This window comes from Cellulosimicrobium funkei, from assembly GCF_001019615.1.
GTDB classification, from domain to species: domain Bacteria; phylum Actinomycetota; class Actinomycetes; order Actinomycetales; family Cellulomonadaceae; genus Cellulosimicrobium; species Cellulosimicrobium cellulans_E.
Map to the genome: position 1 here is coordinate 435,007 of NZ_JNBQ01000002.1, position 22,077 is coordinate 457,083.

Annotated in this window: 22 protein-coding genes; 15 read left to right on the plus strand and 7 right to left on the minus strand. The window is 74.2% G+C overall.

The window, feature by feature from the left end; translation table 11 throughout:
* Nucleotides 1–209: 209 nt before the first annotated feature.
* From FB00_RS04285 to FB00_RS04295, 3 genes are all read left to right on the plus strand, one after another.
* Entirely contained in the window at nt 210–2,459 is a 2,250-nt protein-coding gene (locus FB00_RS04285; RefSeq protein ID WP_047231546.1) for a glycoside hydrolase family 127 protein, read from the plus strand.
* Nucleotides 2,456–4,465 carry an Ig-like domain-containing protein gene (locus FB00_RS04290; RefSeq protein ID WP_047231547.1) on the plus strand — a complete coding sequence of 670 codons (2,010 nt, stop codon included), beginning with the start codon at nt 2,456–2,458 and terminating at the stop codon, nt 4,463–4,465. The genes FB00_RS04285 and FB00_RS04290 overlap by 4 nt, the downstream gene beginning before the upstream one ends.
* A gap of 330 nt (nt 4,466–4,795) precedes the next feature.
* Entirely contained in the window at nt 4,796–5,428 is a 633-nt protein-coding gene (locus tag FB00_RS04295; protein ID WP_047231548.1) for a hypothetical protein, read from the plus strand.
* Between the two features lie 48 nt (nt 5,429–5,476).
* On the opposite strand, the gene FB00_RS04300 is transcribed toward FB00_RS04295, so the two are convergent.
* Complete coding sequence (locus tag FB00_RS04300) at nt 5,477–6,790, minus strand: MFS transporter (RefSeq protein ID WP_047231696.1); 1,314 nt, start codon at nt 6,788–6,790, stop codon at nt 5,477–5,479.
* A 76-nt stretch (nt 6,791–6,866) separates the two neighbouring features.
* Here FB00_RS04300 and FB00_RS04305 point away from each other — a divergent pair, with 76 nt between their 5' ends.
* Nucleotides 6,867–7,442 (plus strand): ArsR/SmtB family transcription factor, encoded by a 576-nt coding sequence (locus FB00_RS04305; RefSeq protein WP_082140960.1) that lies wholly within the window; start codon nt 6,867–6,869, stop codon nt 7,440–7,442.
* A 35-nt stretch (nt 7,443–7,477) separates the two neighbouring features.
* On the opposite strand, the gene FB00_RS04310 is transcribed toward FB00_RS04305, so the two are convergent.
* Both FB00_RS04310 and FB00_RS04315 read right to left on the minus strand, forming a co-directional pair.
* A complete protein-coding gene (locus FB00_RS04310; RefSeq protein WP_047231698.1) occupies nt 7,478–8,182 on the minus strand; it encodes a potassium channel family protein in 705 nt (234 codons plus the stop codon).
* A 163-nt stretch (nt 8,183–8,345) separates the two neighbouring features.
* The gene (locus tag FB00_RS04315) at nt 8,346–9,722 is read right to left on the minus strand and encodes a TrkH family potassium uptake protein (protein ID WP_047231549.1); all 1,377 of its coding nucleotides are present in this window, start codon (nt 9,720–9,722) and stop codon (nt 8,346–8,348) included.
* A 166-nt stretch (nt 9,723–9,888) separates the two neighbouring features.
* Between FB00_RS04315 and FB00_RS04320 the strand changes: the two genes are divergently transcribed.
* Nucleotides 9,889–11,118, plus strand: a complete 1,230-nt coding sequence (locus FB00_RS04320) for an acetoin utilization protein AcuC (RefSeq protein WP_082140961.1) — start codon at nt 9,889–9,891, stop codon at nt 11,116–11,118.
* Between the two features lie 221 nt (nt 11,119–11,339).
* Complete coding sequence (locus FB00_RS22255) at nt 11,340–11,438, plus strand: 30S ribosomal protein bS22 (RefSeq protein WP_003792170.1); 99 nt, start codon at nt 11,340–11,342, stop codon at nt 11,436–11,438.
* Between the two features lie 140 nt (nt 11,439–11,578).
* On the opposite strand, the gene FB00_RS04325 is transcribed toward FB00_RS22255, so the two are convergent.
* Nucleotides 11,579–12,460, minus strand: coding sequence for an HAD family hydrolase (locus FB00_RS04325; RefSeq protein ID WP_082140962.1), 882 nt, complete (start codon nt 12,458–12,460; stop codon nt 11,579–11,581).
* A 61-nt stretch (nt 12,461–12,521) separates the two neighbouring features.
* Here FB00_RS04325 and FB00_RS04330 point away from each other — a divergent pair, with 61 nt between their 5' ends.
* Together FB00_RS04330 and FB00_RS04335 are read left to right on the plus strand one after the other, a co-directional pair.
* Nucleotides 12,522–12,815 (plus strand): glutaredoxin family protein, encoded by a 294-nt coding sequence (locus tag FB00_RS04330; RefSeq protein WP_412846775.1) that lies wholly within the window; start codon nt 12,522–12,524, stop codon nt 12,813–12,815.
* A 59-nt stretch (nt 12,816–12,874) separates the two neighbouring features.
* The gene (locus FB00_RS04335) at nt 12,875–13,549 is read left to right on the plus strand and encodes a redox-sensing transcriptional repressor Rex (protein WP_197088739.1); all 675 of its coding nucleotides are present in this window, start codon (nt 12,875–12,877) and stop codon (nt 13,547–13,549) included.
* A 114-nt stretch (nt 13,550–13,663) separates the two neighbouring features.
* Here FB00_RS04335 and FB00_RS04340 read toward each other — a convergent pair whose 3' ends face one another.
* The gene (locus FB00_RS04340) at nt 13,664–14,215 is read right to left on the minus strand and encodes a YceI family protein (RefSeq protein ID WP_047231552.1); all 552 of its coding nucleotides are present in this window, start codon (nt 14,213–14,215) and stop codon (nt 13,664–13,666) included.
* 172 nt (nt 14,216–14,387) lie between these two features.
* Between FB00_RS04340 and FB00_RS04345 the strand changes: the two genes are divergently transcribed.
* The 6 genes from FB00_RS04345 to ccsB all read left to right on the plus strand — a co-directional run bounded on the left by FB00_RS04345 (nt 14,388) and on the right by ccsB (nt 20,197).
* Nucleotides 14,388–14,915 (plus strand): MarR family winged helix-turn-helix transcriptional regulator, encoded by a 528-nt coding sequence (locus FB00_RS04345; protein ID WP_047231553.1) that lies wholly within the window; start codon nt 14,388–14,390, stop codon nt 14,913–14,915.
* A gap of 70 nt (nt 14,916–14,985) precedes the next feature.
* Nucleotides 14,986–15,657, plus strand: a complete 672-nt coding sequence (locus FB00_RS04350; RefSeq protein WP_047231554.1) for a histidine phosphatase family protein — start codon at nt 14,986–14,988, stop codon at nt 15,655–15,657.
* Nucleotides 15,658–15,784: 127 nt separating this feature from the next.
* Complete coding sequence (locus FB00_RS04355; RefSeq protein ID WP_082140963.1) at nt 15,785–16,417, plus strand: TlpA family protein disulfide reductase; 633 nt, start codon at nt 15,785–15,787, stop codon at nt 16,415–16,417.
* Between the two features lie 110 nt (nt 16,418–16,527).
* Nucleotides 16,528–17,283, plus strand: a complete 756-nt coding sequence (locus FB00_RS04360; protein WP_047231702.1) for a cytochrome c biogenesis CcdA family protein — start codon at nt 16,528–16,530, stop codon at nt 17,281–17,283.
* Nucleotide 17,284: 1 nt separating this feature from the next.
* Nucleotides 17,285–19,174, plus strand: coding sequence for a cytochrome c biogenesis protein ResB (resB, locus tag FB00_RS04365; protein WP_047231555.1), 1,890 nt, complete (start codon nt 17,285–17,287; stop codon nt 19,172–19,174).
* Between the two features lie 3 nt (nt 19,175–19,177).
* Nucleotides 19,178–20,197: a c-type cytochrome biogenesis protein CcsB gene (gene ccsB, locus FB00_RS04370; RefSeq protein WP_047231556.1), complete on the plus strand. Its 1,020-nt coding sequence runs from the start codon at nt 19,178–19,180 to the stop codon at nt 20,195–20,197.
* A 111-nt stretch (nt 20,198–20,308) separates the two neighbouring features.
* Here the strand turns inward: ccsB and FB00_RS04375 are convergent, their stop codons facing one another.
* The gene (locus FB00_RS04375; protein WP_047231557.1) at nt 20,309–20,779 is read right to left on the minus strand and encodes a PLD nuclease N-terminal domain-containing protein; all 471 of its coding nucleotides are present in this window, start codon (nt 20,777–20,779) and stop codon (nt 20,309–20,311) included.
* A gap of 31 nt (nt 20,780–20,810) precedes the next feature.
* On the opposite strand from FB00_RS04375, the gene FB00_RS20925 reads away from it, so the two are divergent.
* Nucleotides 20,811–21,176, plus strand: a complete 366-nt coding sequence (locus FB00_RS20925; RefSeq protein WP_082140964.1) for a DUF4229 domain-containing protein — start codon at nt 20,811–20,813, stop codon at nt 21,174–21,176.
* Nucleotides 21,177–21,207: 31 nt separating this feature from the next.
* On the opposite strand, the gene FB00_RS04385 is transcribed toward FB00_RS20925, so the two are convergent.
* Nucleotides 21,208–22,077, minus strand: coding sequence for a 1,4-dihydroxy-2-naphthoate polyprenyltransferase (locus FB00_RS04385; protein WP_047231559.1), 870 nt, complete (start codon nt 22,075–22,077; stop codon nt 21,208–21,210).

A 22,077-nucleotide genomic window follows, 5' to 3' on the forward strand; every position in this document is an offset into this window, starting at 1 on the left:
CCGCGAGGTCGCACCCCGCCGAGGGAGAGGCGAGGTACCGCGAGGTAGAGGCGTGGTCACGACCACGCCTCTCCCTCGACGGACCAGAGCTCTCCCTCGGCGACGTGGCGGCCGGGCGGAACCAGCACGAGCGTCGGACGCGGGGCTTCCCTCCTTGCCGCCGACGACGCTTCCACCACTCGACGACGAGTGAGAAGGAGCGACAGCTCATGCACGTGCACGACACCAGCTATTCGCGACGAGCCGTCCTGCGGCTCGGGGCGCTGGCCGCGGGGGCGACCGGCGCCGTCGCGCTCGCGGGCGGCGGCAGCGCGCTCGCCGCGCCGCCGGTCCCGGTGCTGACGGTCCCGAGCGGACCGCCCGTCAGCCGGGCCTTCCTGCGGTCCCTCGACCGCTCGGTCACCCTCGACGGCTGGGCCGCCGAGCCGTTCCCGATGTCCGACGTGACGCTCGCCCCGAGCGTCGCGACGCGCTCGCAGGACCAGATCCTGCACCTCGCGCGCGAGTACCCCGTGGACCGCGTCCTCGCGGTGTTCCGGCGCAACGCCGGGATCGACACCCAGGGCGCGTCGGCGCCCGGCGGCTGGGAGGGCTTCGGCCACGCCAACGAGCAGCCCTGGGGCCCCGACGACTACCCGGGCCGGGCGAACACCCAGACCGCGAACCTCCTGCGCGGGCACTACGGCGGGCACTTCCTGTCCATGGTGGCGCTCGCGTACGCGAGCACGGGCGAGACGGTGTTCCGCGACAAGGTGGACCAGATCGTCGAGGGCCTCGGCGAGGTCCAGACGGCGCTCGCGGCCATGGGCCGGTTCAGCCACCCCGGGTTCCTCGCCGCCTACGGCGAGTGGCAGTTCAGCCAGCTCGAGAAGTACGCGCCGTACGGGGAGATCTGGGCGCCGTACTACACGTGCCACAAGATCATGGCCGGCCTGCTCGAGGCGTACCGCCTGGCGGGCAGCGACCAGGCCCTCGAGCTCGCGTCGTCCATGGCGGCGTGGGTGCACAGCCGACTCTCCGTGCTGCCGCAGGCGCAGCTCGACCGGATGTGGGGCATCTACATCGCGGGCGAGTACGGCGGCATGAACGAGGTGCTGGCCGACATCGCGTCGATCACGGGCGACGACACGTACGTCGCCACGGCCAAGCTGTTCGACCTCAACACGCTCGTCGACGCGAGCGCAGCGGGCACGGACACGCTCAACGGCAAGCACGCGAACCAGCACATCCCGCAGTTCCCCGGCTACCTCAAGGTCTACGACCTCACGGGCGAGGAGCGGTACCGCCAGGCCGTCGAGGGCTTCTGGGGCATGGTCGTGCCCGGGCGCACCTACGCGCACGGCGGGCACGGCGAGGGCGAGCTGTTCGGCCCGCCGAGCACGGTCGCGGGCGACATCGGCGCGCGCAACGCCGAGACGTGCGGCACGTACAACATGCTCAAGCTCTCGCGGCTGCTGTACTTCCACTCGCTCGACCCGAAGTACATGGAGTACTACGAGCGGGGCCTGCTCAACCACATCGTCGGCTCGAAGAAGAACACGCAGTCCACGACGAGCCCCGACGTCACGTACATGTACGGGGTCAACCCGGGCACGCGCCGCGAGTACGGCAACACCGGCACGTGCTGCGGCGGCACGGGCCTCGAGAACCACGTGAAGTACCGCGACTCGGTCTACTTCCGGTCCGTCGACGGTGAGGTGCTGTACGTCAACCTCTACCTCGCCTCCACCCTGACGTGGGAGGAGAAGGGCTTCGAGGTCGTCCAGGAGACGCAGTACCCGAAGGTCGGCGCGACCCGCCTCACGGTGAACGGCTCCGGGCAGCTCGACCTGCGCCTGCGCGTACCCGGCTGGGTGCGCAAGGGCTTCACGGTGACGGTCAACGGGGTGGAGCAGGAGCTCGACGCCGTACCCGGGACGTACGTGAGCGTGTCGCGCTCGTGGTCGCCCGGGGACGTCGTCGAGGTGACGATGCCGCTGAGCATCCGCGCCGTGCCGACGATCGACAACCCCGCGATCCAGAGCATCGAGAACGGTCCGACCGTCCTGCTCGCGCGCAGCGCGTCGCGCGAGTACCTCAAGCTGTCGCTCTACGCCCACATGGGCCTGGACGGCACGCTCGAGGGCGCCTTCACGGACCTCGGGAACGGGTACTTCCGCCTCGGGGACCTCACGTTCGAGCCCGCATGGTCGGGCGACGACACGCAGTACCACATGTACGTCGAGCGCTCCGAGCCGCGCGTGGTCTTCGCCGGGCTCGACAGCGGCGTCACCAACGCCGCGCGGCCGAACGGGACGACGTTCCTCGACGTCGTGTGGGGCGACGGCGGCTTCGCCGACCGCGCCGCGTTCCTCCAGAAGGTCCAGCGCACGGTCGAGCAGTTCACCGCGGACGGCCTCCTGAGCCGCCGCGACGGTCAGAAGGTCCTGGTCACGGCAGGGAAGGCGAGGCTGGCATGAGCGCGCGCACCAACTCATCACGGGTCGCGGGCTCGACCGTGCTCATCCCGCTCGGGGACCGGCCGGCGGCACCGCGTGCCCGACGGCGCGTGGTCGCCACCGCGACCGCGCTCGCCCTGGCCCTCACGGGCGCGGGGGTCGGGGCGTGGGCCGCGGTCGGCGGTCCGGGGCCCGCAGGGTTGACCGCGGCGGCGGACGAGGCGCCGTCGAACGTCGCGCTCATCGGCACGCCCGAGGCGAGCTACACCGCGTCGTGGAACAAGGTCGAGGCCGTGAACGACGGCGCGGGCGTCAGCACCGGGGGAGCGCACGACGCGACGTGGGCGACGTGGAGCGGGGATCGCCCCGCGACGCAGTGGCTCGAGTACTCCTGGCCCGCGCCGGTCACGGTGGACCGTTCCGTCGTCCGGTTCTGGTCGGACGGCACCGACGCGAACGGCGACAACGTGCGCGTCCCGGCGTCGTGGACGCTCCAGTACTGGGACGCCGACGCCGGCGCGTTCGTCGACGTCCCGAACCCGAGCGGCTACCCGACGCAGCGTCTCGAGACCAACGAGACGACCTTCGACGCGGTGACGACGACCCGCCTGCGCGCGACGTTTGCCGCGCTGCGGGGCACCACGGCGACGACGTACTCGGCCGTCGGGGTCTCCGAGTGGGAGGTCTGGGGCACGGGCGGCGTCGAGGAGCCCGAGCCGGTCGACCCGAACGGGCCGATCGACCACTCGCCCGTCCACATCCCCACGGACGTCGGCGTCCTGCCCGACCTCCCGGCCGAGATCGACGCGATCTTCACCGACGGTCGTGTCGAGACGGTCGCGGTCGACTGGGAGGACGTCACGGCCGAGGACGTCGCCGCGGCGGGCGCGTTCGAGGTCAGCGGGACGTCGGACGAGCTCGTCGAGCCGGTGAGCGGCACGGTGCACGTGCGCGACGGCGAGCCGGGTGCGATCACGGCGGTGGACAACGTGAGCGTCGTGACGCTCGCGGGCACCGCCCCGGTGCTCCCGGCGACCGTCACGGCCGAGTACGAGGACGCGTCGAAGGACAGCCGCATCCCCGTGACGTGGGACGCCGTCGACCCCGCGGAGTACGCCGAGCCCGACGGGCTGTTCTTCGTCGACGGCGACGTCGAGGGGACGGACGTGCCGGCCGAGGCCGTCGTGTTCGTCGTCGCGCCCGACACCGGCGAGGACACCACCCCGCCCACCGTGACCGTGACTGCCCAGCCCGGCCCGGCGACGTCGGGCTGGTACGTCCAGCACCCGACCGTCACGGTCGTGGCCTCCGACAACCGCGACCCCGCCCCGGCGGTCGAGGTCTCGGTCGACGGCGGAGCGTGGGCCCCGTACGACGGACCGTTCGCGGTCGACGAGGACGGCGTGCGCACCGTCGAGGCGCGCGCGACGGACGCCGCCGGCAACGTCGGGACGGGCTCGCGCGAGCTCCGCGTCGACAGCGCCGCGCCCGTGACGGTCGCGACGCTGCGCGAGGTCGGCAGCAGCGTCGAGATCACGCTGGCCGCCACGGACGCGGGCTCGGGCGTGGACAAGGTGCAGTGGGAGGGTCCCGGCACGTTCTGGGGCACCTATACCGAGCCGTTCACGCGCGCGCTCACCGACGAGCCGCAGGTCATCGAGTTCGCCGCGACCGACGCGGCGGGCAACGAGGAGGTGCGCCAGCAGGTCGTCCTGCCCGCGCTGGGTGACGAGCCGGAGCTCGACCTCGCGGTCGAGGTCTCGCCGCGCTGCCTCGCGGGCAAGGCGTACGTCGCCGTGCGCGCGACGAACGGTGAGGACGTCCCGGTCTCGGTGACGCTCTCCACGCCGTTCCGGCAGAAGGCGTTCGCGGACGTGGCGCCGGGCAAGAGCGCGTACCAGTCGTTCGCGACGCGCGCGACGTCGGCCGCGGCCGGCACCGCGACCGTCACGGCCACCGCCGCTGTCGGCGGAGAGGAGGTGACCGCCACGGTCGACGCGCCGTTCGACGCGCTCGACTGCGGCTGACCCGCCGCTCGCCAGGTAGAGCCCCGGTACCGCGAGGTAGAGGCGTGGTCGTGACCACGCCTCTACCTCGCCAGGGCGGGTGACCACAGACCCCCGGGCGGTGTGCCGGCACCGCCCGGGTCCGGCTCGGCCCTCGTCGCTCCTCGGAGCGGCGGGGGCCGAGCCTCGTGCTGCCCGAAGTCGGGCCGGTGGCGGGAGGGTGAACAACCTGGACACCTGTTCAGTTCAGGCGTCCAAGATGGCAAGATGATCGCGGCTGGACGCTCGTCCAGCCGGGTTCGGGGGGACCCAGCAGCGCCCACCCCCGGGCCGGACGAAGAGGTTCATCGCGTGACGACCACCCGCAGGCTGCTCGCCGCCCTCGTGATCGCCGGCTCCCTCCTCGTCCCCGCCGGAGCGGCGTCAGCCGCCGCCCTCACCGCCACGTCCCCGGACCCGGCCGAGGGCGTGCGCGTGAGCGTCGAGATCACCGACCGCGAGGTGCCCGCAGGGCCGCGCGTCGTCGTGGGCGAAGGTCCGTTCGTGGTCGGCGGCGAGCTCGTGGTCCGCGGCACCGGCCTCACGCCGCACGCCACCTACGAGGTCTGGCTCGAGAGCGAGCCCGTGCTGCTCGGCACGGTCAGGACCGACGCGGACGGCGCGTTCGAGCTCGTGACGACGATCCCGGTCGGGACGTCCCCGGGCGAGCACCACGTCCGCGTCGTCGCCCCGGGCGTCGACGCCGACGTGCTGTCCGAGCCGTTCGTCGTCCTCGCCGCACCGGGCGAGCCCGAGGAGCCCGGCGGGACGCCGTCCACCGGCACGGGCGGGACGGCCGGCGGCGGGACGTCGGCGTCCCCGCGCCCGGGCGGTCTCGCCACCACCGGCACGGGGCTCGTCGGGGCCGCCGTGCTCGCGGGGGTGGCCGTCGCGGCTGGTGCCGCGCTGCGCCGTCGGGCGCACAAGGACCGGCCCGCCGCCTGACCGCCGCCGGGGCGGAGGGCTCGCGCGACGAGGCGGCGACGGCGCGGTTCAGTCCTCGGTGACGGGGCCCGCCGCGGGCTCGACCGCCCGTTCCCCGACGCCGGCGCGCTCGTCGGCGGCCTGCTCCGCCGCGTCCATCGCGCGGTCGTCCACGACGAGCATGCCCAGGAGCGTCGTCGCGGACACCGCGGCCATGACGACGAACACGCTCCGCAGCCCGAACACCTCGCCGAGCAGGCCGCCGACCGCCGCGCCGAGCGGCATCGTGCCCCACGCGACGAGCCGGTAGCAGGAGTTGAGGCGGCCGAGCAGCGCGTCGGGCGTGATCCGCTGCCGGAGCGAGACGGTGACGACGTTCCACACGGCGATCCCGGCGCCGCCCACGGCGTAGACGGCGCCGATCACCCACGCGTTCGTCGTCACCGCGGGGACCCCCACCAGCGCGACCGTGCTGAGCACGGTCAGCGCGAGGGAGCGCGCCCGGCCGACGAGCACGACGACGCGCTCCGCGACGAACGAGCCGGCGAACGCGCCGACCGCGGTCGTCGTGAGCAGCACGCCGTACGCGGGCTCCGACAGCCCCAGGGGGGAGTCGGGGCCGACGGCGAAGAGCACGAAGATCGCGAACGCGGCGTTGCTCGCGAAGTTGATGCCGCCGACCATGAGGGCGAGCGTGCGCAGGATCCGGTCGTGCCACAGGAAGCGCAGGCCCTCCGCGATGTCGGCCCGCAGCGTCGTGCGGGTCGTGCGCTCGGGGCGGTACGAGCCGGGCAGCCCGACGAGGAGCCCGACGGCGAGCGCCCACAGCGCGCCCGGGAGCCCGAACGCCACGGCCGCGCCCGCCGCGACGAGCAGCCCGCCGAGCGGAGGCCCGACGAACTGGTTGGCGGTGAGCTCCGCCGCGTACAGCCGCCCGTTCGCCCGGGGGAGCGCGGTGCGCGGGACGACCTGCGGCAGGATCGACTGCGCCGAGGTGTCGTAGAGCGTCTCCGTGACGCCCACCCCGAACGCGACGACGTAGAGCGCGGCGATGCTCCCGGCGTCGGGCACGAGCGCGACGGCGGCGAGCGCGACCACGAGCAGCGCCCGCGCGACGTTGGCGCCGATCATCGCGTGGCGGCGGTCGAGCCGGTCGGCGAGCGCGCCGGCGGGCAGCGCGAAGAGGAGCCAGGGCAGGGTGAGGGCGAACGTCAGCCCGGCCACGAGCGCGGGGGAGTCGGTGTACCGGACCGCGACGAGCGGCAGCGCGACCTTGAGCACGCCGTCCGCGAGGTTGGACACCGTCGACGCCGTCCAGAGGCGCCGGAACGGCGCACCCAGGGGCGTGCCGGCCGGGCGTCGGCGGCGGGGCGGGGAGTCCATGCGGCCCAGCATGGCACAGCGATCGAGAAAACCCAATCGATCGGGCGATCTCGATCGGCCGCCGTACGATGCCTCCATGAGCGTCGAGCCCACGCCGCAGGACCCCGCCCCCGGGCCGGGGACCACGCCACCCGAGGTGCCTGGGCGCCGCCCGCCCACGGCCCTCGAGGCCAAGGCCCTCGCCCACCCGTTGCGCCAGCGCATCGTCCGGCAGTGCGGCACGCGCGAGATGACCAACAAGGAGCTCGCCGACCACCTCGGCGTCGCGCCCGGCACGGCCCTCCACCACGTCCGGCTGCTCGTCCGGGCCGGCCTGCTCGAGCCCGCGGAGGTGCGGACCGGTGCGGGGGGAGCGCTCGAGCGCCCCTACCGCGCGACCGGGGCGACCTGGTGGCTCGACGACCCCCTGCGCGGCACCGCGCCCGACGTCCGGTTCGGCCCCGTCGCCGCGGCGCTCGACGACGCCCTCGCCGCCGGCCCCGATGCCGTCACGACGTCCGCCGCGTTCCGCCTCCACCTCTCGGACGACGACGTCGCCGAGCTCGACCGACGCATCCTCGCCGTCCTCGACGAGTACGTGGCGACGGACGACCAGCGCCTCGACCGCCCGCTCCACCGCGGGCTGTTCCTCCTGCACCGCCCGCCGTCCTGAACGACCTGACCGTCCTGACCGTCCGGTCGGTCCCGTCAGGGGCGGGCGGCGAAGCGTTCCAGGAGGTCGGCGTGACCCGAGACGATGAGGAGGTCGTTCGCGCTGATGCGGGTCTCGGGGTTGGCGTAGAGGAAGTCCTCGCCGGGGGACTTCACCCCGATGACGGTGACGCCGTAGCGCTCGCGGACCTTGGACTGCGCGAGCGTGAAGCCCTGGACCTCGCGGGGCGGTCGCATCTTGACGATGGTGAACCCGTCCTCGACCTCGATGTAGTCCAGCAGCTTGCCGGAGACCAGGTGCGCGACGCGCGCGCCGGCATCGGCCTCCGGGAAGACGACGTGGTGCGCGCCGATGCGCTGGAGGATGCGCCCGTGCTCGGCGGAGATGGCCTTGGCCCAGATCTGCGGCGTGCCCAGGTCGACGAGGTTGCCCGTGATGAGGACGCTCGCCTCGAGCGACGTGCCGACGCCGACGACGGCGACGGGGAAGTCGCGCGCGCCGAGCTGCTCGAGCGCGACGGGGTTGGAGGCGTCGGCCTCGACGAGGGGGAGCTGCCCGCTCCACTGGGCGACGAGGTCGGGATCTCGCTCGACGGCGAGCACGTCCTGGCCGAGGCGGTCGAGCGTCGCGGCGATGGCCGTCCCGAAGCGTCCGAGACCGATGACGAGGACGCCTGCGTCCTTGCGCGGAGCCTTCGCCTCGTCGCGGCGGGAGCGCTCGGCACGCCCGCGCTCGACGATGCGCCGCGCGACGGGGTCTGCCGACAGGGCGTCCTTCCCGGTCGCCGGCCCGGGGCTCGGGTCGGCGCCGCGGGAGAAGGGGTCGGTCACGGTGGGGCCTTTCGTGTGGTCGGGGAGGGTCGGTGGCGGTGCCCGACGGCGCACGCCGCGGCGGGCGGGTCGCTCACCCGATGATGGGGCGTTCCTCGGGGTAGCGCACGATGCGGCGGCGGTCGCGCAGCGCGAGCGCCGCGGCGAACGTCATGGTGCCCGTGCGGCCGACGAACATGAGCGCGACGAGCACGTACTTGCCCGCGTCGGGGAGGTCGGGCGTGATCCCGGTGCTGAGGCCGACCGTCGCGAACGCGGAGATCGTCTCGAAGAGGATGACGTCGAGCGTCTCGCCCGTGATCTCCAGCAGGAGAAGGCTCGCCAGCAGGACCGCGGTCGCGCCGACGAAGGACACGGCGACGGCGAGCCGCAGGGTGTCGCGAGGGATGCGGCGACCGAAGGCCTCCATGTCCCGGTCGCCGCGCGCCTCGGACACGATCGCGATGAGCATGACGGCGAGCGTCGTGACCTTGATGCCGCCCGCGGTCGACGCGGAGCCGCCGCCGACGAACATGAGGGCGTCGGTGATGAGCCAGCTCGCCTCGTGCATGCCGCCGGTGTCGACGGTGGAGAAGCCGCCCGAGCGGGGCATGACGCCCGCGAAGAGCGAGGCGAGGAGCTTCTCCCCGAACGCGAGCGGGCCGAGCGTGCGCTGGTTCGTCCACTCGACGGCCGCGAAGAGCACCGTGCCGACGACGACGAGGGCGGCGCTCGTGGTGAGCGTGAGCTTGGTGTGCAGGCTCCACTTCCCGACGCGCTTGCGGTTGCGCATGACGTTGAGGATCACGGGGAAGCCGAGGGAGCCGATGAACACGCCGAGGATGATCGGCAGGCACAGCATCCAGTCGCCCACGTAGGGCGCGAGCCCCTGCTCGGTGGGGATGAAGCCCGCGTTGTTGAACGCCGAGATGCCGTAGAAGATCCCGTGCCAGGCGGCCTCCCCGAACGTCTCCTCGAGGACGATGAAGCGGGGCAGGAGGAGCAGCGCGATGAGCAGCTCGAGCGACGTCGAGGTGATGATGACGACCCGCACGAGCGAGCCGACCTCGCCGAGCCGCGTCGTCTTGGTCTCGGACGCCGTGAGGAGCTTCTGCGTGAGGCCGATGCGTCGCGACACGGCCATGCCGAGGATCGACGCGAGCGTCATCACGCCCAGGCCGCCGATCTTGATGCCGAGCAGGATGACGACCTGCCCGTACGTCGACCAGTACGTCCCGGTCGGCACGACGACGAGGCCCGTCACGCACACCGCGGACGTCGCGGTGAACAGCGCGTCGACGAAGGGCGCCGCCCGTCCGCTCGCCGTCGCCCAGGGCGCCATGAGGAGGGCGGTGAAGACGGCGATGACGGCGGCGAAGACCGTGACGGCGAGGCGTGCGGGCGACTGCCGGGCGAGGCGGTCGACGATCTCCCGCCCCTTGAACAGGCGCCCGGTCATGCTCGTCGGCATGGAGCCTCCCTCACCACTCGCGCCACTCTGCCACGGGCCCGGTGGCCCGTCATGTCGCCGCTCCGGCGCCGGGACATCATGCCGCTTCCGGCGCCCGGGTGCCGCACCGGGGTCCGGCGACCGGTCCACCGGGGCGGGTGCGCGCCGTCGGGCGTTACCGTGAGCCATGCCCACGACCGACCCCACGTCGTCGCCCGCCCCCACCGGTGCGGGCGCCGCGGCGCCCGGATCCTGCGTCGTGTGGAGCCCGGAGCTCCTCGGCTACGACTTCGGCCACGGCCACCCCATGGCCCCGGCCCGGCTCGACCTGACGATGGGCCTGGTGCGCGCGCTCCGTCTGCTCGACGGCGACGCGGCGCCTGCGGTCCTACGACCCGAGCCCGCGAGCGACGACGTGCTGGGGCTCGTGCACGACCCCGAGTACGTCACGGCCGTGCGCGCGGCGTCCGAGCACGGGACGCCCGACCCGGCGCGGGGGCTCGGCACCGAGGACGACCCCGTCTTCCCGGGGATGCACGAGGCCGCCGCCCGGATCGTCGCGGGCTCGTACGAGGCGGCGGGGGAGATCGCGGCGGGACGCGTCGGGCACGCGGTGAACGTCGCCGGGGGCATGCACCACGCGAAGGCCGGCGCGGCGTCGGGCTTCTGCGTCTACAACGACGCGGCGGTCGCGATCCGCAGCCTGCTCGACGACGGCGTCGCGCGCGTCGCCTACGTGGACCTCGACGCGCACCACGGCGACGGCGTGGAGGAGGCGTTCTGGGACGACCCGCGCGTGCTCACGGTGTCCGTCCACCAGAGCGGCGCGACGCTCTTCCCGGGGACGGGCCACCCGACCGACGTCGGGGGCGCGGGCGCCGGGGGGACCGCGGTGAACGTCGCGCTGCCACGCCGCACGGACGGTGCGCGCTGGCTCCGCGCGGTCGACGCCGTCGTGCCGCCCGTGCTGCGGGCGTTCCGGCCCGAGGTCCTGGTGACCCAGCACGGGTGCGACGCGCACGGCGAGGACCCGCTCTCCGACCTCGACGTGTCCGTCGACGCGCAGCGCACCGCCCTGGGGTGGGTGCACGACCTCGCGCACGAGCTCGCCGACGGGCGGTGGCTCGCGCTCGGCGGCGGCGGGTACGCGATCGCGCGCGTCGTCCCGCTCGTGTGGTCGGCCGTCGTGGGGGAGGTCGTGCACCGGCCCGTGACCGCGGGCGAGCCGCTGCCGGAGGAGTGGCGCGCGCGCGTGGCCGAGGTCGCGGGGTTCGACGCCCCGCTCGCGTTCGGCCCGCCCGTCGACGTGCGGCGCTGGAGCAGCGGCTACGACCCGGACGACGACGTCGACCGCGCCGTCGCGGCCACGCGCCGCGCCGTCTTCCCGCTCCTGGGTCTCGACCCGCACTTCGACTGAGGCCGTGGCGGGCGGCGCCTCACGGGAGCGCCGCGGGCCCCCGCGGGCGGCGGCGTACCGGGGCACGAGCGCGAGCGGGTAGTCTAGGGGGCGGATTTCTCTCGTGTTGGTCGGCTCGCGGCGCCCTCGTGGTCGCCGGGGCGCCCCGATCAACCGTGGACCACACGCGGCCGGTCGACCGGTCGCCGACCGACACGCCGCTCGAGCATTGCGAGGACCGTATGGGCTCCGTCATCAAGAAGCGCCGCAAGCGCATGGCCAAGAAGAAGCACCGCAAGCTGCTTCGCAAGACGCGTCACCAGCGTCGCAACAAGAAGTGACGTCGCGCGCGTCCTGACGCGCCGACCCGCCGTCGAGCCCGGCCCCTCCCGAGGGGACCGGGCTCGACGCGTCTCCGGCGCCCGTCGAGGAACAACCGCGGTCGCGCGGGGGAGAACCGCGGTCCGCCGTGCTGGGCGGCTCAGAGGCGGGCGATGCGGCGGTCGACGGCGCGGCGCACGGAGCGCAGGACGAGGGCGGCGGCCCAGGCGGCGCCGGCCCAGCTCGCGGTGCGGACGCTGCTGCGGGCGACGCGCCGGCGACGGCCGCGGAACTCGCGGATGGGCCAGCCGACGTCCTGGGCGTAGCGGCGCAGCCGTGCGTCGGGGTTGATGGGGCAGGGGTGGCCGACCGTCTCCATCATGGTGACGTCGTTGAGCGAGTCGCCGTAGGCGTAGGACGCGTCGAGGTCGATGTCCTCGAGCTCGGCGAGGGCGCGCACCCCGGCGGCCTTGGCGCGGCCGTGCATCATGTCGCCGACGAGGCGCCCGGTGTAGAAGCCGTCCTCGTGCTCCGCGACCGTGCCGAGCGCGCCGGTCGTGCCGAGGCGGCGGGCGATGAGCTCGCCGATCTCGACCGGGGTCGCGGAGACCAGCCACACCTGGTGCCCCGCGGCGAGGTGCTCGTCGAGCAGGCGGCGCGTGCCGGGGTAGATGCGCAGCGAGAGGACGGTGTCGTAGACCTCCTCGCCGATCGCGGTGACCTCGGCGACGGAGCGGCCGGCGATGAGCGCGAGCGCGCGCGACCGGATGCGGTCGATCTGCTGCTTGTTCTCGCCGAACAGGAGATAGCGCGCCTGGTGCACGGCGAAGCGCGCGATGTCGAGCGTCGAGAAGAACTCGCGCTGGTAGAGGGCGCGGGCGAGGTGGAACGACGACGCGCCGCGGATGATCGTGTTGTCGACGTCGAAGAACGCGGCGGTGCGGTGCGCGGGAGCGGGCGGCGTGCGCTCGGCGGCGGGTGCGTCCTCGGGGTCCGTCGACCCGGGGGTCGGGACGGGGCCCGGACCGGAAGACGTCGCCATGACCCCACTCTAGGCGGTCTCCGGACCGTCCCGGGGGCGGGTCCCTCGTACCCTGGGAGTCGTGACCACCTCCGACGCCCCCGCCCCTCCCGTCGTCCTCTACGGCCGCGCGGGGTGCCACCTGTGCGACGACGCACGGGCGGTCGTCGAGGCGGTGTGCGCCGAGGCGGGGGTCGCGTGGGCGGAGGTCGACGTCGACGCGCCGGGCGCCGACCCGGCGCTGCGCGAGCAGTACGGCGAGTACGTCCCGGTCGTGACGGTCGGCGGCGTCCAGCAGGGCTTCTGGCGGGTGGACGCCCGCCGGCTCGCGCGCGCGGTGGGTCGGATTTCGACGGCGCGCGCGGACCTGGGATGATTCCTCCCGGTGGAGCGTGACCGTCGACGAGGACGGTCCCAGGGACGACGGGGTGACGGGTGGCTGAGCAGGTAGTCGGTGAGGTGACGGCGCCGGGGATCCCGAGCGCGACGGTGGCGCGGCTCCCGTCCTACCTGCGGGCGCTGCGGGACCTCGTGGCGCGGGGGGTGGCGACGACGTCGTCGGTCGAGCTCGCGGAGCTCTCCGGCGTGGGCCCGGCGCAGCTCCGCAAGGACCTGTCGTTCCTGGGCTCGTTCGGCACGCGCGGCGTCGGGTACGACGTGGACTCGCTCGCGCAGTACATCACCGAGGCGCTGGGGCTCGTGGACGAGCACCGCATCGCGATCGTCGGGATCGGCAACCTGGGGCACGCGCTCGCGAACTACTCGGGCTACGAGCAGCGCGGCTTCCACGTCGCGGCGCTCCTCGACGCGTCGCCGGACGTCGTCGGGACGCGGGCGGCGGGTCTCGTCGTCGAGCACGTCGACGCGCTCGAGGAGGTCGTGGCGCGCGAGAAGGTGTCGATCGTGGTCCTCGCGACGCCCGCGGCGCACGCGCAGTCGGTGGCGGACCGCGTCGTCGCCGCCGGGGTGCGCGAGATCCTCAACTTCGCGCCGCGCGCCCTCCAGGTGCCCGCGGACGTCGACGTGCGCGGCGTGGACGTCGGCAGCGAGCTCCAGATCCTCGCGTTCCACTCCCAGGCTCGCGCGCTCGCCGAGGCGCAGGACCGCTGAACGACGAAGGGCCGCGTGCTGGTGCACGCGGCCCCTCGGGCGGCACCCCTGCCGGTGGGTGCAGCGTTCCCGGGGAAGGGTCCCGGGGACGGACGGGTGTCCGGGAGTCGGTCGTCAGCCCTGCTTGATGGCCGAGACGTCGAGCGCGATCTTGATCTTGTCGCCGACGAGCACGCCGCCGGTCTCGAGCGCCGCGTTCCAGGTCAGCCCGAACTCCTTGCGGGAGATCTCGGTCGTCGCCTCGAACCCGGCGCGCGCGTTGCCGAACGGGTCGGTCGCGGTGCCCGCGAACTCGGTCTCGAGCTCGACCGGCTTGGTCACGCCGTTGATGGTCAGGTCGCCCGCCACGACGAAGTCGTCGCCGTCGCCGGAGATGCTCGTCGACGAGAACGTCCACGTCGGCTTGTTCTCGGCGTCCCAGAAGTCCGCGCTGCGCAGGTGGTTGTCGCGGTTCGCGTCGCCCGTGCTCACGGACGCCGCGTCGAGCTCGGCGGTCACGGAGGTCGACTCGAGGTCGTCGCCCACGGTGATGGTGCCGGCCGTGATGGCGAGCGTGCCGCGCACCTTGGAGATGCCGGCGTGGCGAACCGTGAAGGCCGCCTGCGAGTGGGACGAGTCGAGGGCGTAGGTACCGGCGTTGAGCCCGGCGGGCAGCGGCGTGGCCATGGGTGCTCCTGAGGGGGTCGTGGGTCCCGGAGGACCGAACTTGGTTGAAGGTTCAACTTCGTACGAGCGTATCAACAGCAGGGGGTGATCCGTCTATTCCCGGTGGGGTGGAAGAATGTTGCCCGAGGTTCCGCCCCCGAACCGACCCCCGTCCGCGAGCGCCCGAGGACCTATGACCAGCAACGACGTCGACGCCCAGCCGACGACGACCGCCAGCACCGTCGCGACCGCGAGCGCGGAGCCGCGCTGGCTCGACGCCGAGCAGCAGCGTCTGTGGCGCGCCTACCTCGACGGGACCGTGCGCTTCATCGAGTCGCTGGGGCGTGACCACGAGGAGCGGTCGGAGGTCTCGCTCAACGAGTACGAGCTCCTCGTGCGGCTCTCGGAGAGCCCGGACCACACGCTGCGCATGTCCGCGCTCGCCGACGGGCTCGCGCGCTCCCGCAGCCGCGTCACCCACACGGTCGCGCGCATGGAGGCGCGCGGCCTGGTGCGGCGCTCGGCGAGCACGGGCGACCGCCGTGGGGTCAACTGCGCGATGACGCCGGAGGGCTACCGCGTGCTCGTGGCGTCCGCCCCGGCGCACGTCGCGGCCGTGCGCCGGTTCATGGTCGACGTGCTCACGCCGGAGCAGTTCCAGGCGCTCGGCGAGGCGATGGCCGCCGTCGCCGCGGCGTGCAAGGCGGACCGCGACGCCTGACCCCGCCGCCGCCCCGGGGTCGCGTGCGCCGGGTGCCGGTCAGAGCCCGGAGTGCGGGACACTGGTGCGCATGGTCTCCACCATCGTCCACCTCCTGCGCCACGGCGAGGTCCACAACCCCGACGGCGTCCTCTACGGCCGCATCCCCGGCTACCACCTCTCCGAGCGGGGCCACGAGATGGCCCGCCGCGTCGCCGCGCACCTCGCGGGCGAGCCCGGCCCCGACGGGGCGTCGCGCCCGCGCGCCGACCTCGCCGTCGTCGTCGCGTCACCGCTCCAGCGCGCGCAGGAGACGGCGACGCCCGCCGCCGAGGCCTTCGGGCTCGAGCTCGGCACGGACGACCGCCTCATCGAGGCGGCGAACCACTTCGAGGGCAAGACGTTCGGCGTCGGGGACGGGTCGCTGCGCCACCCGCAGCACTGGCCCTACCTGTGGAACCCGTTCCGCCCGTCGTGGGGCGAGCCGTACGTGGAGCAGGTCGCGCGCATGCGGGCCGCCGTCGCCGACGCGCGGGACAAGGCGGCCGGGCACGAGGCGCTGCTCGTCAGCCACCAGCTCCCCGTGTGGCTCACGCGCCTGAGCTTCGAGAACCGCCGGCTGTGGCACGACCCGCGCAAGCGTGAGTGCTCGCTCGCGTCGCTCACGTCGCTGCACTTCGAGGACGACCGCCTCGTCGGCCTGCACTACTCCGAGCCGGTCGCCGACCTCCTCCCGGGCGCCGCGACCGTCGCGGGGGCGTGACGTCGGTCATGTCTCACGCCGTCGTCGCCGTCCAGGCGCCCGAACCGTCCCGTTCGGGAGTGGCGGAGGTCACGTCTCTCAGGTGGCGTCCAGGAACCCCGGGCAGGGTGCCTCCCGTGATGACGCTGTGACCGCCAGCTCGCGCGCGCGTGACCCGCGCGCCCTCCCGCCCGTCCGCCGCGTGCTGACCGCGGGCGTCGTGGTCGCCGCGACGCTCGGCCTCGCGGCGTGCGCCCAGGACTCCGGCGCGACGACCGACGTCGTCGGGCAGGGCTACGTCTCCGGCGACGGCTCGGTCCGCACCTGGGACGCCGGCGAGCGGGGTGACGTCGTCGCGCTCACCGGCACCGACTACGAGGGCGAGCAGGTCGACACGAGCGCCTGGCTGGGCGACGTCGTCGTCCTCAACACGTGGTACGCGGCGTGCGCGCCGTGCCGTGCCGAGGCGCCCGACCTCGTGGCGCTCGCGAACGACCGCGCCGACGACGGCGTGCAGGTGCTCGGCATCAACACGACCGACGAGGCGGGCGCCGCGCAGGCGTTCCAGCGCCGGTTCGAGGTGCCCTACCCGTCGATCGACGACCGCAGCGGGGAGGTCGTCGCGGCGCTCTCCGGCACCGTGCCGCTCCAGGCCGTGCCGTCGACGGTCGTGCTCGACCGCGAGGGCCGCGTCGCGGCGCGCGTCATCGGGCTCGCCGAGGGCTCCACCCTGGACGCGCTCGTCGACGACGTGCTCGCCGAGGACGAGGCGGCCGGCTGACCGTGGTCACCCTCGCGTCCCTCGCCGCCACCGTCCCGACCGCCGCGCTCCCCGCGGCCGCCGCGACGAGCGTCGGCGACACGTTCGCCGCGACGGTCTGGAGCGGGTCGATGCTCCTGGCGGTCCCCGTGGCGGTCCTCGCGGGGCTCGTGTCCTTCGCGTCGCCGTGCGTGCTGCCGCTCGTGCCCGGTTACGTCGGCTACGTCTCGGGCATGGCCGCGGCGAACGCCGGGAGCGGGCGCGGAGCGTCCGGGGGGACGACGACGGCCACCCGGGTCGCGGCGCCGAGCCGCGGGCGCGTGCTCGCGGGGGTCGGGCTCTTCGTCGCCGGGTTCACCCTGGTCTTCGTCGCGCTCATGGTCGCGGCCGGCGCGATCGGCGTGCACCTGGTCCGCTGGGAGGACGTCATCACGCGCGTCCTCGGCGTCGTCGTGATTCTCATGGGGCTCGCCTTCATGGGCGCGGTCCCGTTCCTCCAGCGCGAGCGGCGCCTCCACCTGAGCCCGCAGGCCGGGCTCTGGGGTGCGCCGCTGCTCGGCATCGTGTTCGGGCTCGGCTGGACGCCGTGCCTCGGTCCGACGCTCGTCGCCGTGCAGTCGCTGTCGCTGAACGAGGCCTCGGCGGGCCGTGGCGCGATCCTCGGGATCGCCTACTGCCTCGGCCTGGGTGTGCCGTTCCTGCTCATCGCGCTCGGGCTCCAGAGCTCGCAGCGCATGCTCGGCTTCCTGCGCCGGCACCGCCTCGCCATCATGCGGATCGGCGGCGGGCTGCTCGTGCTCATCGGCCTCGCGCTGGTCACGGGCCTGTGGACGACATGGACGTCGACCATGCAGGGCTGGATCGACGGCTACGTGACGGTGGTGTGAGATGACCGAGCGGACCGGCCAGGCCGAGAGATCGGAAGAGCGTCCGACGACCTCGACGGGCTACCGCCCCGAGGGCATCGACGACGCGTTCTCCGCGGGCGACGGCCCGGGGGACCGGACGCCGTCGGGTGGCGGGGGCGACGCGGGAGGCGCCGGCGGCCCGGCGCTCCCGAGGCTCGGGTGGCGCGGCACGCTGCGCTGGACGTGGCGCCAGCTCACGAGCATGCGCGTCGCGCTCATGCTGCTGATGCTGCTCGCGGTCGCGGCGGTGCCCGGCTCCGTCCTGCCGCAGCGCCCCCAGGACCCGGCGGCCGTGCTGCGCTACCTCCAGGAGAACCCGACGACGGGGGAGTGGCTCGACCGGCTCGGCTTCTTCGACGTCTACGCCTCGGTGTGGTTCTCGGCCATCTACATCCTGCTGTTCGTCTCGCTCGTCGGGTGCATCCTGCCGCGGACCAAGGCGCACTGGCAGGCGCTGCGTACGCGCCCGCCGCGCACGCCGCGGCGCTTCGACCGCTTCCCGGCACAGGGGCGCGCCGTCACCGACGCGTCGCCGGACGACGTCGTCGCGGCCGCGAGCACGCACCTGCGTGGCCGTCTGCGCTGGCTGCCGACGTTCCGCGTCGACACGGGCACCGAGGAGGCCGCCCCGGCACGGGGCCGCGCCGCCGCGCGGCCCGCGGCGCGCACGGTGTCCGCCGAGCGGGGCTACGTGCGCGAGACCGGCAACCTGCTGTTCCACCTGTCTCTCGTCGGCCTCCTGGTCGCCGTCGCGACGGGCCAGCTCCTGCACTACCGCGGCCAGGCGATCGTCACGGAGGGCCGCGGGTTCGCGAACGCGGTCGTCGACTACGACACGTTCGAGAACGGCGCGTGGTTCCGGCCGTCGTCGCTCGTGCCGTTCTCGATGACGCTCGACGCCTTCGAGTCCGAGTTCGCCCAGGACTCCGTCGCGTTCGCGCAGTCGCGCGACTTCACCGCGACGGTCACCGTGCGCGACCCCGACGGCACGACCCACGAGGAGACCATCAAGGTCAACCACCCGCTCACCGCGGGCGGCGCCAAGATCTACCTCCAGGGCAACGGGTTCGCGCCCGAGGTCACGGTGCACGACGCCGACGGCGAGGTCGCGTTCTCCGGCCGCGTGCCGTTCCTCCCCGAGGACACGATGTACACCTCGCGCGGCGTCATCAAGGTGCCCGACGTGTCCTCCGGCCTCGACCAGATCGGCCTCGTCGGGTACTTCCTCCCGACGGCCCAGCTCAGCGAGGACGGCGAGACCGCGGCGTCGGTGTACCCGCAGCCGATCAACCCGCTGCTCGTGCTCGAGGTCTACCGCGGCGACCTCGGCCTCGACGAGGGCCTGCCGCAGAACGTCTACCGCCTCGACACCGACGACCTCACGCCGTCGGTCGACGAGGACGGCGAGCGCGTGAAGCTGCTCGTCGCCCCGGGCGAGACGGTCGACCTGCCCGACGGCCTCGGCACGATCACGTTCGACTCGCTGCCGCGCTACGTCGCGCTCGACCTGCGCCACGACCCGTCGCTCACGTGGGTGCTCGTGTTCGCGCTCGGCGCGCTCACGGGGCTCGCCGTCTCGCTCTTCACCCCGCGCCGCCGCGTGTGGGTGCGCGCGTGGCGCGAGGAGGTGCCCGGGACGGGCGACGACGCCCCGCGCGAGCGCACCGTCGTCGCCGTCGCGGGCCTCGCCCGCGGGGACGACGCCGGCCTCCAGGGCGAGGTGGACTCGCTTCTCGCCGCGCTCCCGGGCGTGGCACCATCGGGTGAGGGTGACCTCACCTCGTCGCCGGGACGCGCACCGGCCGACCGCACCCGCTCCACCGCGCGTCCCGCACAGGACCCGACCGCGCGACCGCGCACGAAAGGCTGACCGATGACCGTAGCCGAGCTGAGCCAGGACCTCGTCTGGGCCGCTGCGACTGCCCTGACCGTCGCGCTCGTCGCGTTCGCGATCGACCTCGCGCGGCTCGCGGGCCGCGCCGACGACGAGCGGGCCGAGGCACGGGCCGACGCGAAGGCGCCCGGCGCGGAGGTGCTCGCGGGCGCGGGCGCGTCCGTCTCGCCGTACGGCCCGGACACTCCGGAGGCCGTCGACGCCGCCCCCGTCGCCGCGCCCGAGCCGTCGCGCAAGGCCGCCAACATCGGGATCTCGCTCACGTGGCTCGGGACGGCGCTGCTGCTCGTCGCGATCGTCACGCGCGGCATCGCCGCGGGCCGCACGCCGTGGGCCAACATGTACGAGTTCACGCTCGTCGGCGCCTTCGTGGCCCTCGCGGTGTTCCTCGGAGTCTCCCTCAAGCGCGACGTGCGCTTCCTCGGGTCGTTCGTGACCGGCCTCGCGGTGCTCTTCCTCGTGCTCGCGCAGAACGCGTTCTTCGTCGCCGCGACCGGCGTGCAGCCCGCGCTCCAGTCCTACTGGCTCGTCATCCACGTGGGCGTCGCGATCATCGCGACGGGCATCTTCACCGTCGCGTTCGTCACGTCGGTGCTCCAGCTCCTGCGCGACTCGCGCGACTCCGGGAATGCGTTCCTCGGCGCGCGCGGCTGGCGCTGGCTCGACTCGACGCCGGGGCCGCTCCAGCTCGAGGCGCTGAGCTTCCGCCTCAACGCCGTCGCGTTCGTGCTGTGGACGTTCACCATCATCGGCGGCGCGATCTGGGCCGAGCACGCGTGGGGCCGCTACTGGGGCTGGGACCCCAAGGAGGTCTGGAGCTTCGTCGTCTGGATCGTGTACGCGGCGTACCTGCACGCGCGCACGACCCGCGGCTGGTCCGGGCGCCGGGCGGCGTACTTCGTGATCGTCGGCTACGCGTGCGTGCTGTTCAACTTCACGGGCGTGAACCTGCTGTTCAACGGCAAGCACTCGTACTCGGGCCTCAACCCGGGCGACTGACCCGGTCCGGCACCGCGCCGCACCGAGCGCTGCGTCCCCGCGCGAGCGCTGCGTCTGGACGCGCAGCGCTCGACCGCGGACGCAGCGCTCGACCTGTGCGCGGCGGGTCGGTCAGCGGGCGGTGTCGTCGCCGTCGTCGGACCCGTTGCTCGCCCCGGGTCGACGCGCGTCGCCGTCGTCCTCGGTCCGGCCGTCCTCCGTCGTGTCCCCGGTCGCCGGGGGAGCGTCGTCCGTCGCGGGCGAGGGCGCCTCGTCCCGTGCCTGGCGGCGCTGCTGCTGCTCGAGCCGCCAGAGGAACTCGGGGTCGTCGTCGGGCGCGACGGGGGCGTTGCGGCGCCGGCGCGTGCCGCCGTTCGACGAGCCGCCCGACGGGCGCCCGCCCGCGTACCGCGAGCCCGAGCGCGACGCGGACCGCTTGACGAGGATCCAGGCGATGGGGCCGAGGAACGGCAGCAGGATGATGAGGACGATCCACAGCCCCTTGGGGATGCCGCCGCGCTCCTCCTCGTCGCTCGAGGCGAGGTCGACGAGCGCGTAGACCGCGAGGCCGACGGCGATGAGGGGGAGCAGCACGCGAAGCATGGCTCCAGCCTACGGGCCGTACCCTGGACTCGTGCCTGTCGTCGTCTACTCCGTCCTGCGTCTGCTGCTCTTCGCCGCCGCGCTGGGCGTGCTCTGGTTCGCCGGCCTCCGGGGCTGGCTGCTCGTCCTCGTCGCCGCGGTCGTCGCGCTCATGCTGTCGTACCTGACCCTGCGCAAGCCCCGCGAGGCCGCCTCGCGCTACCTCGCCGCGCGAGCCGAGCACCGCGCGCGCACGGGCGAGCGGTTCTCGCGCGAGATCGAGGACGACGCGGCGGCCGAGGACGCGGCCCTCGACGCGGCGGCCGAGGATGCCGCCCTCGACCGCGAGGAGAAGGCCGCCGCGCCCGGCACGGACCCGGCGCCGACCGAGCGGCCCGGGGCCTCGTCGGCCCGCTGAGCCCACCGAGGCCACGGCCTGCTGCCGGTGCTCAGAGCGCGAGCCCGACCCCCAGCAGCACGCCGTACGCGAGCTCGAACAGCCCGGTCCCGGCGAGCACCGGCACGAGGAGCGGGCCGCGCGCACCCGCGATCACCGGGAGCGTGAGGAGCACGGCCGGCAGCAGGAGGACCAGCGTGCCGAGCGCCCAGGGCGACGCGAACGCGCACACGACCGCCAGCAGCAGCGGGACCCAGATCATCGCGACGTAGGCCCGGCGGGCACGGAAGTCGCCGAGCCGGACCGCGAGCGTGCGCTTGCCCGCGACGACGTCGGTCGGGATGTCGCGGATGTTGTTCACCATGAGGATCGCGCACGCGAGCAGGCCCACCGCGACCGCCCCGACGGCCGACGGCCACGTGACCACCCCCGCCTGCGTGTAGGTGGTGCCGAGCGTGGCGACCAGGCCGAAGAAGACGAAGACCCCGACCTCGCCCAGTCCCCGGTAGCCGTAGGGGTTGCGGCCGCCCGTGTAGTACCAGCCCGCGAGGATCGCGAGCGCGCCCACGGCGATCAGCCACCAGTGGCCGGTCACCGCGCAGAGCACGAGCCCGAGGACGGCGGCGACGCCGAACGCGCCGAACGCCGCGGCGCGCACCTGCCCGGGTCGCGCGGCGCCGGTCGCGGTGAGCCGCATGGGGCCCACGCGGTCGAGGTCGGTGCCGCGCACGCCGTCGGAGTAGTCGTTCGCGTAGTTCACGCCCACCTGGAGCGCGAGCGCGACGCCGAGGGCGAGCAGCGCGGGCCAGAAGGCGAAGCCGTCCACCTGGGCCGCGGCGCCGGACCCGACGATGACGGGCGTCGCGGCGGCGGGAAGGGTGCGCGGGCGCGCGCCCGCGACCCACTCGGTGGTGCTGGCCAT

Bases quoted from the DNA above. Each gene is read 5' to 3' on its own strand.
- FB00_RS04285 (WP_047231546.1), top strand. From the start codon at position 210: ATGCACGTGCACGACACCAGCTATTCGCGACGAGCCGTCCTGCGGCTC.
- FB00_RS04290 (WP_047231547.1), top strand. From the start codon at position 2,456: ATGAGCGCGCGCACCAACTCATCACGGGTCGCGGGCTCGACCGTGCTC.
- FB00_RS04300 (WP_047231696.1), bottom strand. From the start codon at position 6,790: ATGGACTCCCCGCCCCGCCGCCGACGCCCGGCCGGCACGCCCCTGGGT.
- FB00_RS04305 (WP_082140960.1), top strand. From the start codon at position 6,867: ATGAGCGTCGAGCCCACGCCGCAGGACCCCGCCCCCGGGCCGGGGACC.
- FB00_RS04315 (WP_047231549.1), bottom strand. From the start codon at position 9,722: ATGCCGACGAGCATGACCGGGCGCCTGTTCAAGGGGCGGGAGATCGTC.
- FB00_RS04320 (WP_082140961.1), top strand. From the start codon at position 9,889: ATGCCCACGACCGACCCCACGTCGTCGCCCGCCCCCACCGGTGCGGGC.
- FB00_RS22255 (WP_003792170.1), top strand. From the start codon at position 11,340: ATGGGCTCCGTCATCAAGAAGCGCCGCAAGCGCATGGCCAAGAAGAAG.
- FB00_RS04325 (WP_082140962.1), bottom strand. From the start codon at position 12,460: ATGGCGACGTCTTCCGGTCCGGGCCCCGTCCCGACCCCCGGGTCGACG.
- FB00_RS04340 (WP_047231552.1), bottom strand. From the start codon at position 14,215: ATGGCCACGCCGCTGCCCGCCGGGCTCAACGCCGGTACCTACGCCCTC.
- FB00_RS04345 (WP_047231553.1), top strand. From the start codon at position 14,388: ATGACCAGCAACGACGTCGACGCCCAGCCGACGACGACCGCCAGCACC.
- FB00_RS04350 (WP_047231554.1), top strand. From the start codon at position 14,986: ATGGTCTCCACCATCGTCCACCTCCTGCGCCACGGCGAGGTCCACAAC.
- FB00_RS04360 (WP_047231702.1), top strand. From the start codon at position 16,528: ATGCTCCTGGCGGTCCCCGTGGCGGTCCTCGCGGGGCTCGTGTCCTTC.
- resB (WP_047231555.1), top strand. From the start codon at position 17,285: ATGACCGAGCGGACCGGCCAGGCCGAGAGATCGGAAGAGCGTCCGACG.
- ccsB (WP_047231556.1), top strand. From the start codon at position 19,178: ATGACCGTAGCCGAGCTGAGCCAGGACCTCGTCTGGGCCGCTGCGACT.
- FB00_RS04375 (WP_047231557.1), bottom strand. From the start codon at position 20,779: ATGCTTCGCGTGCTGCTCCCCCTCATCGCCGTCGGCCTCGCGGTCTAC.
- FB00_RS04385 (WP_047231559.1), bottom strand. From the start codon at position 22,077: ATGGCCAGCACCACCGAGTGGGTCGCGGGCGCGCGCCCGCGCACCCTT.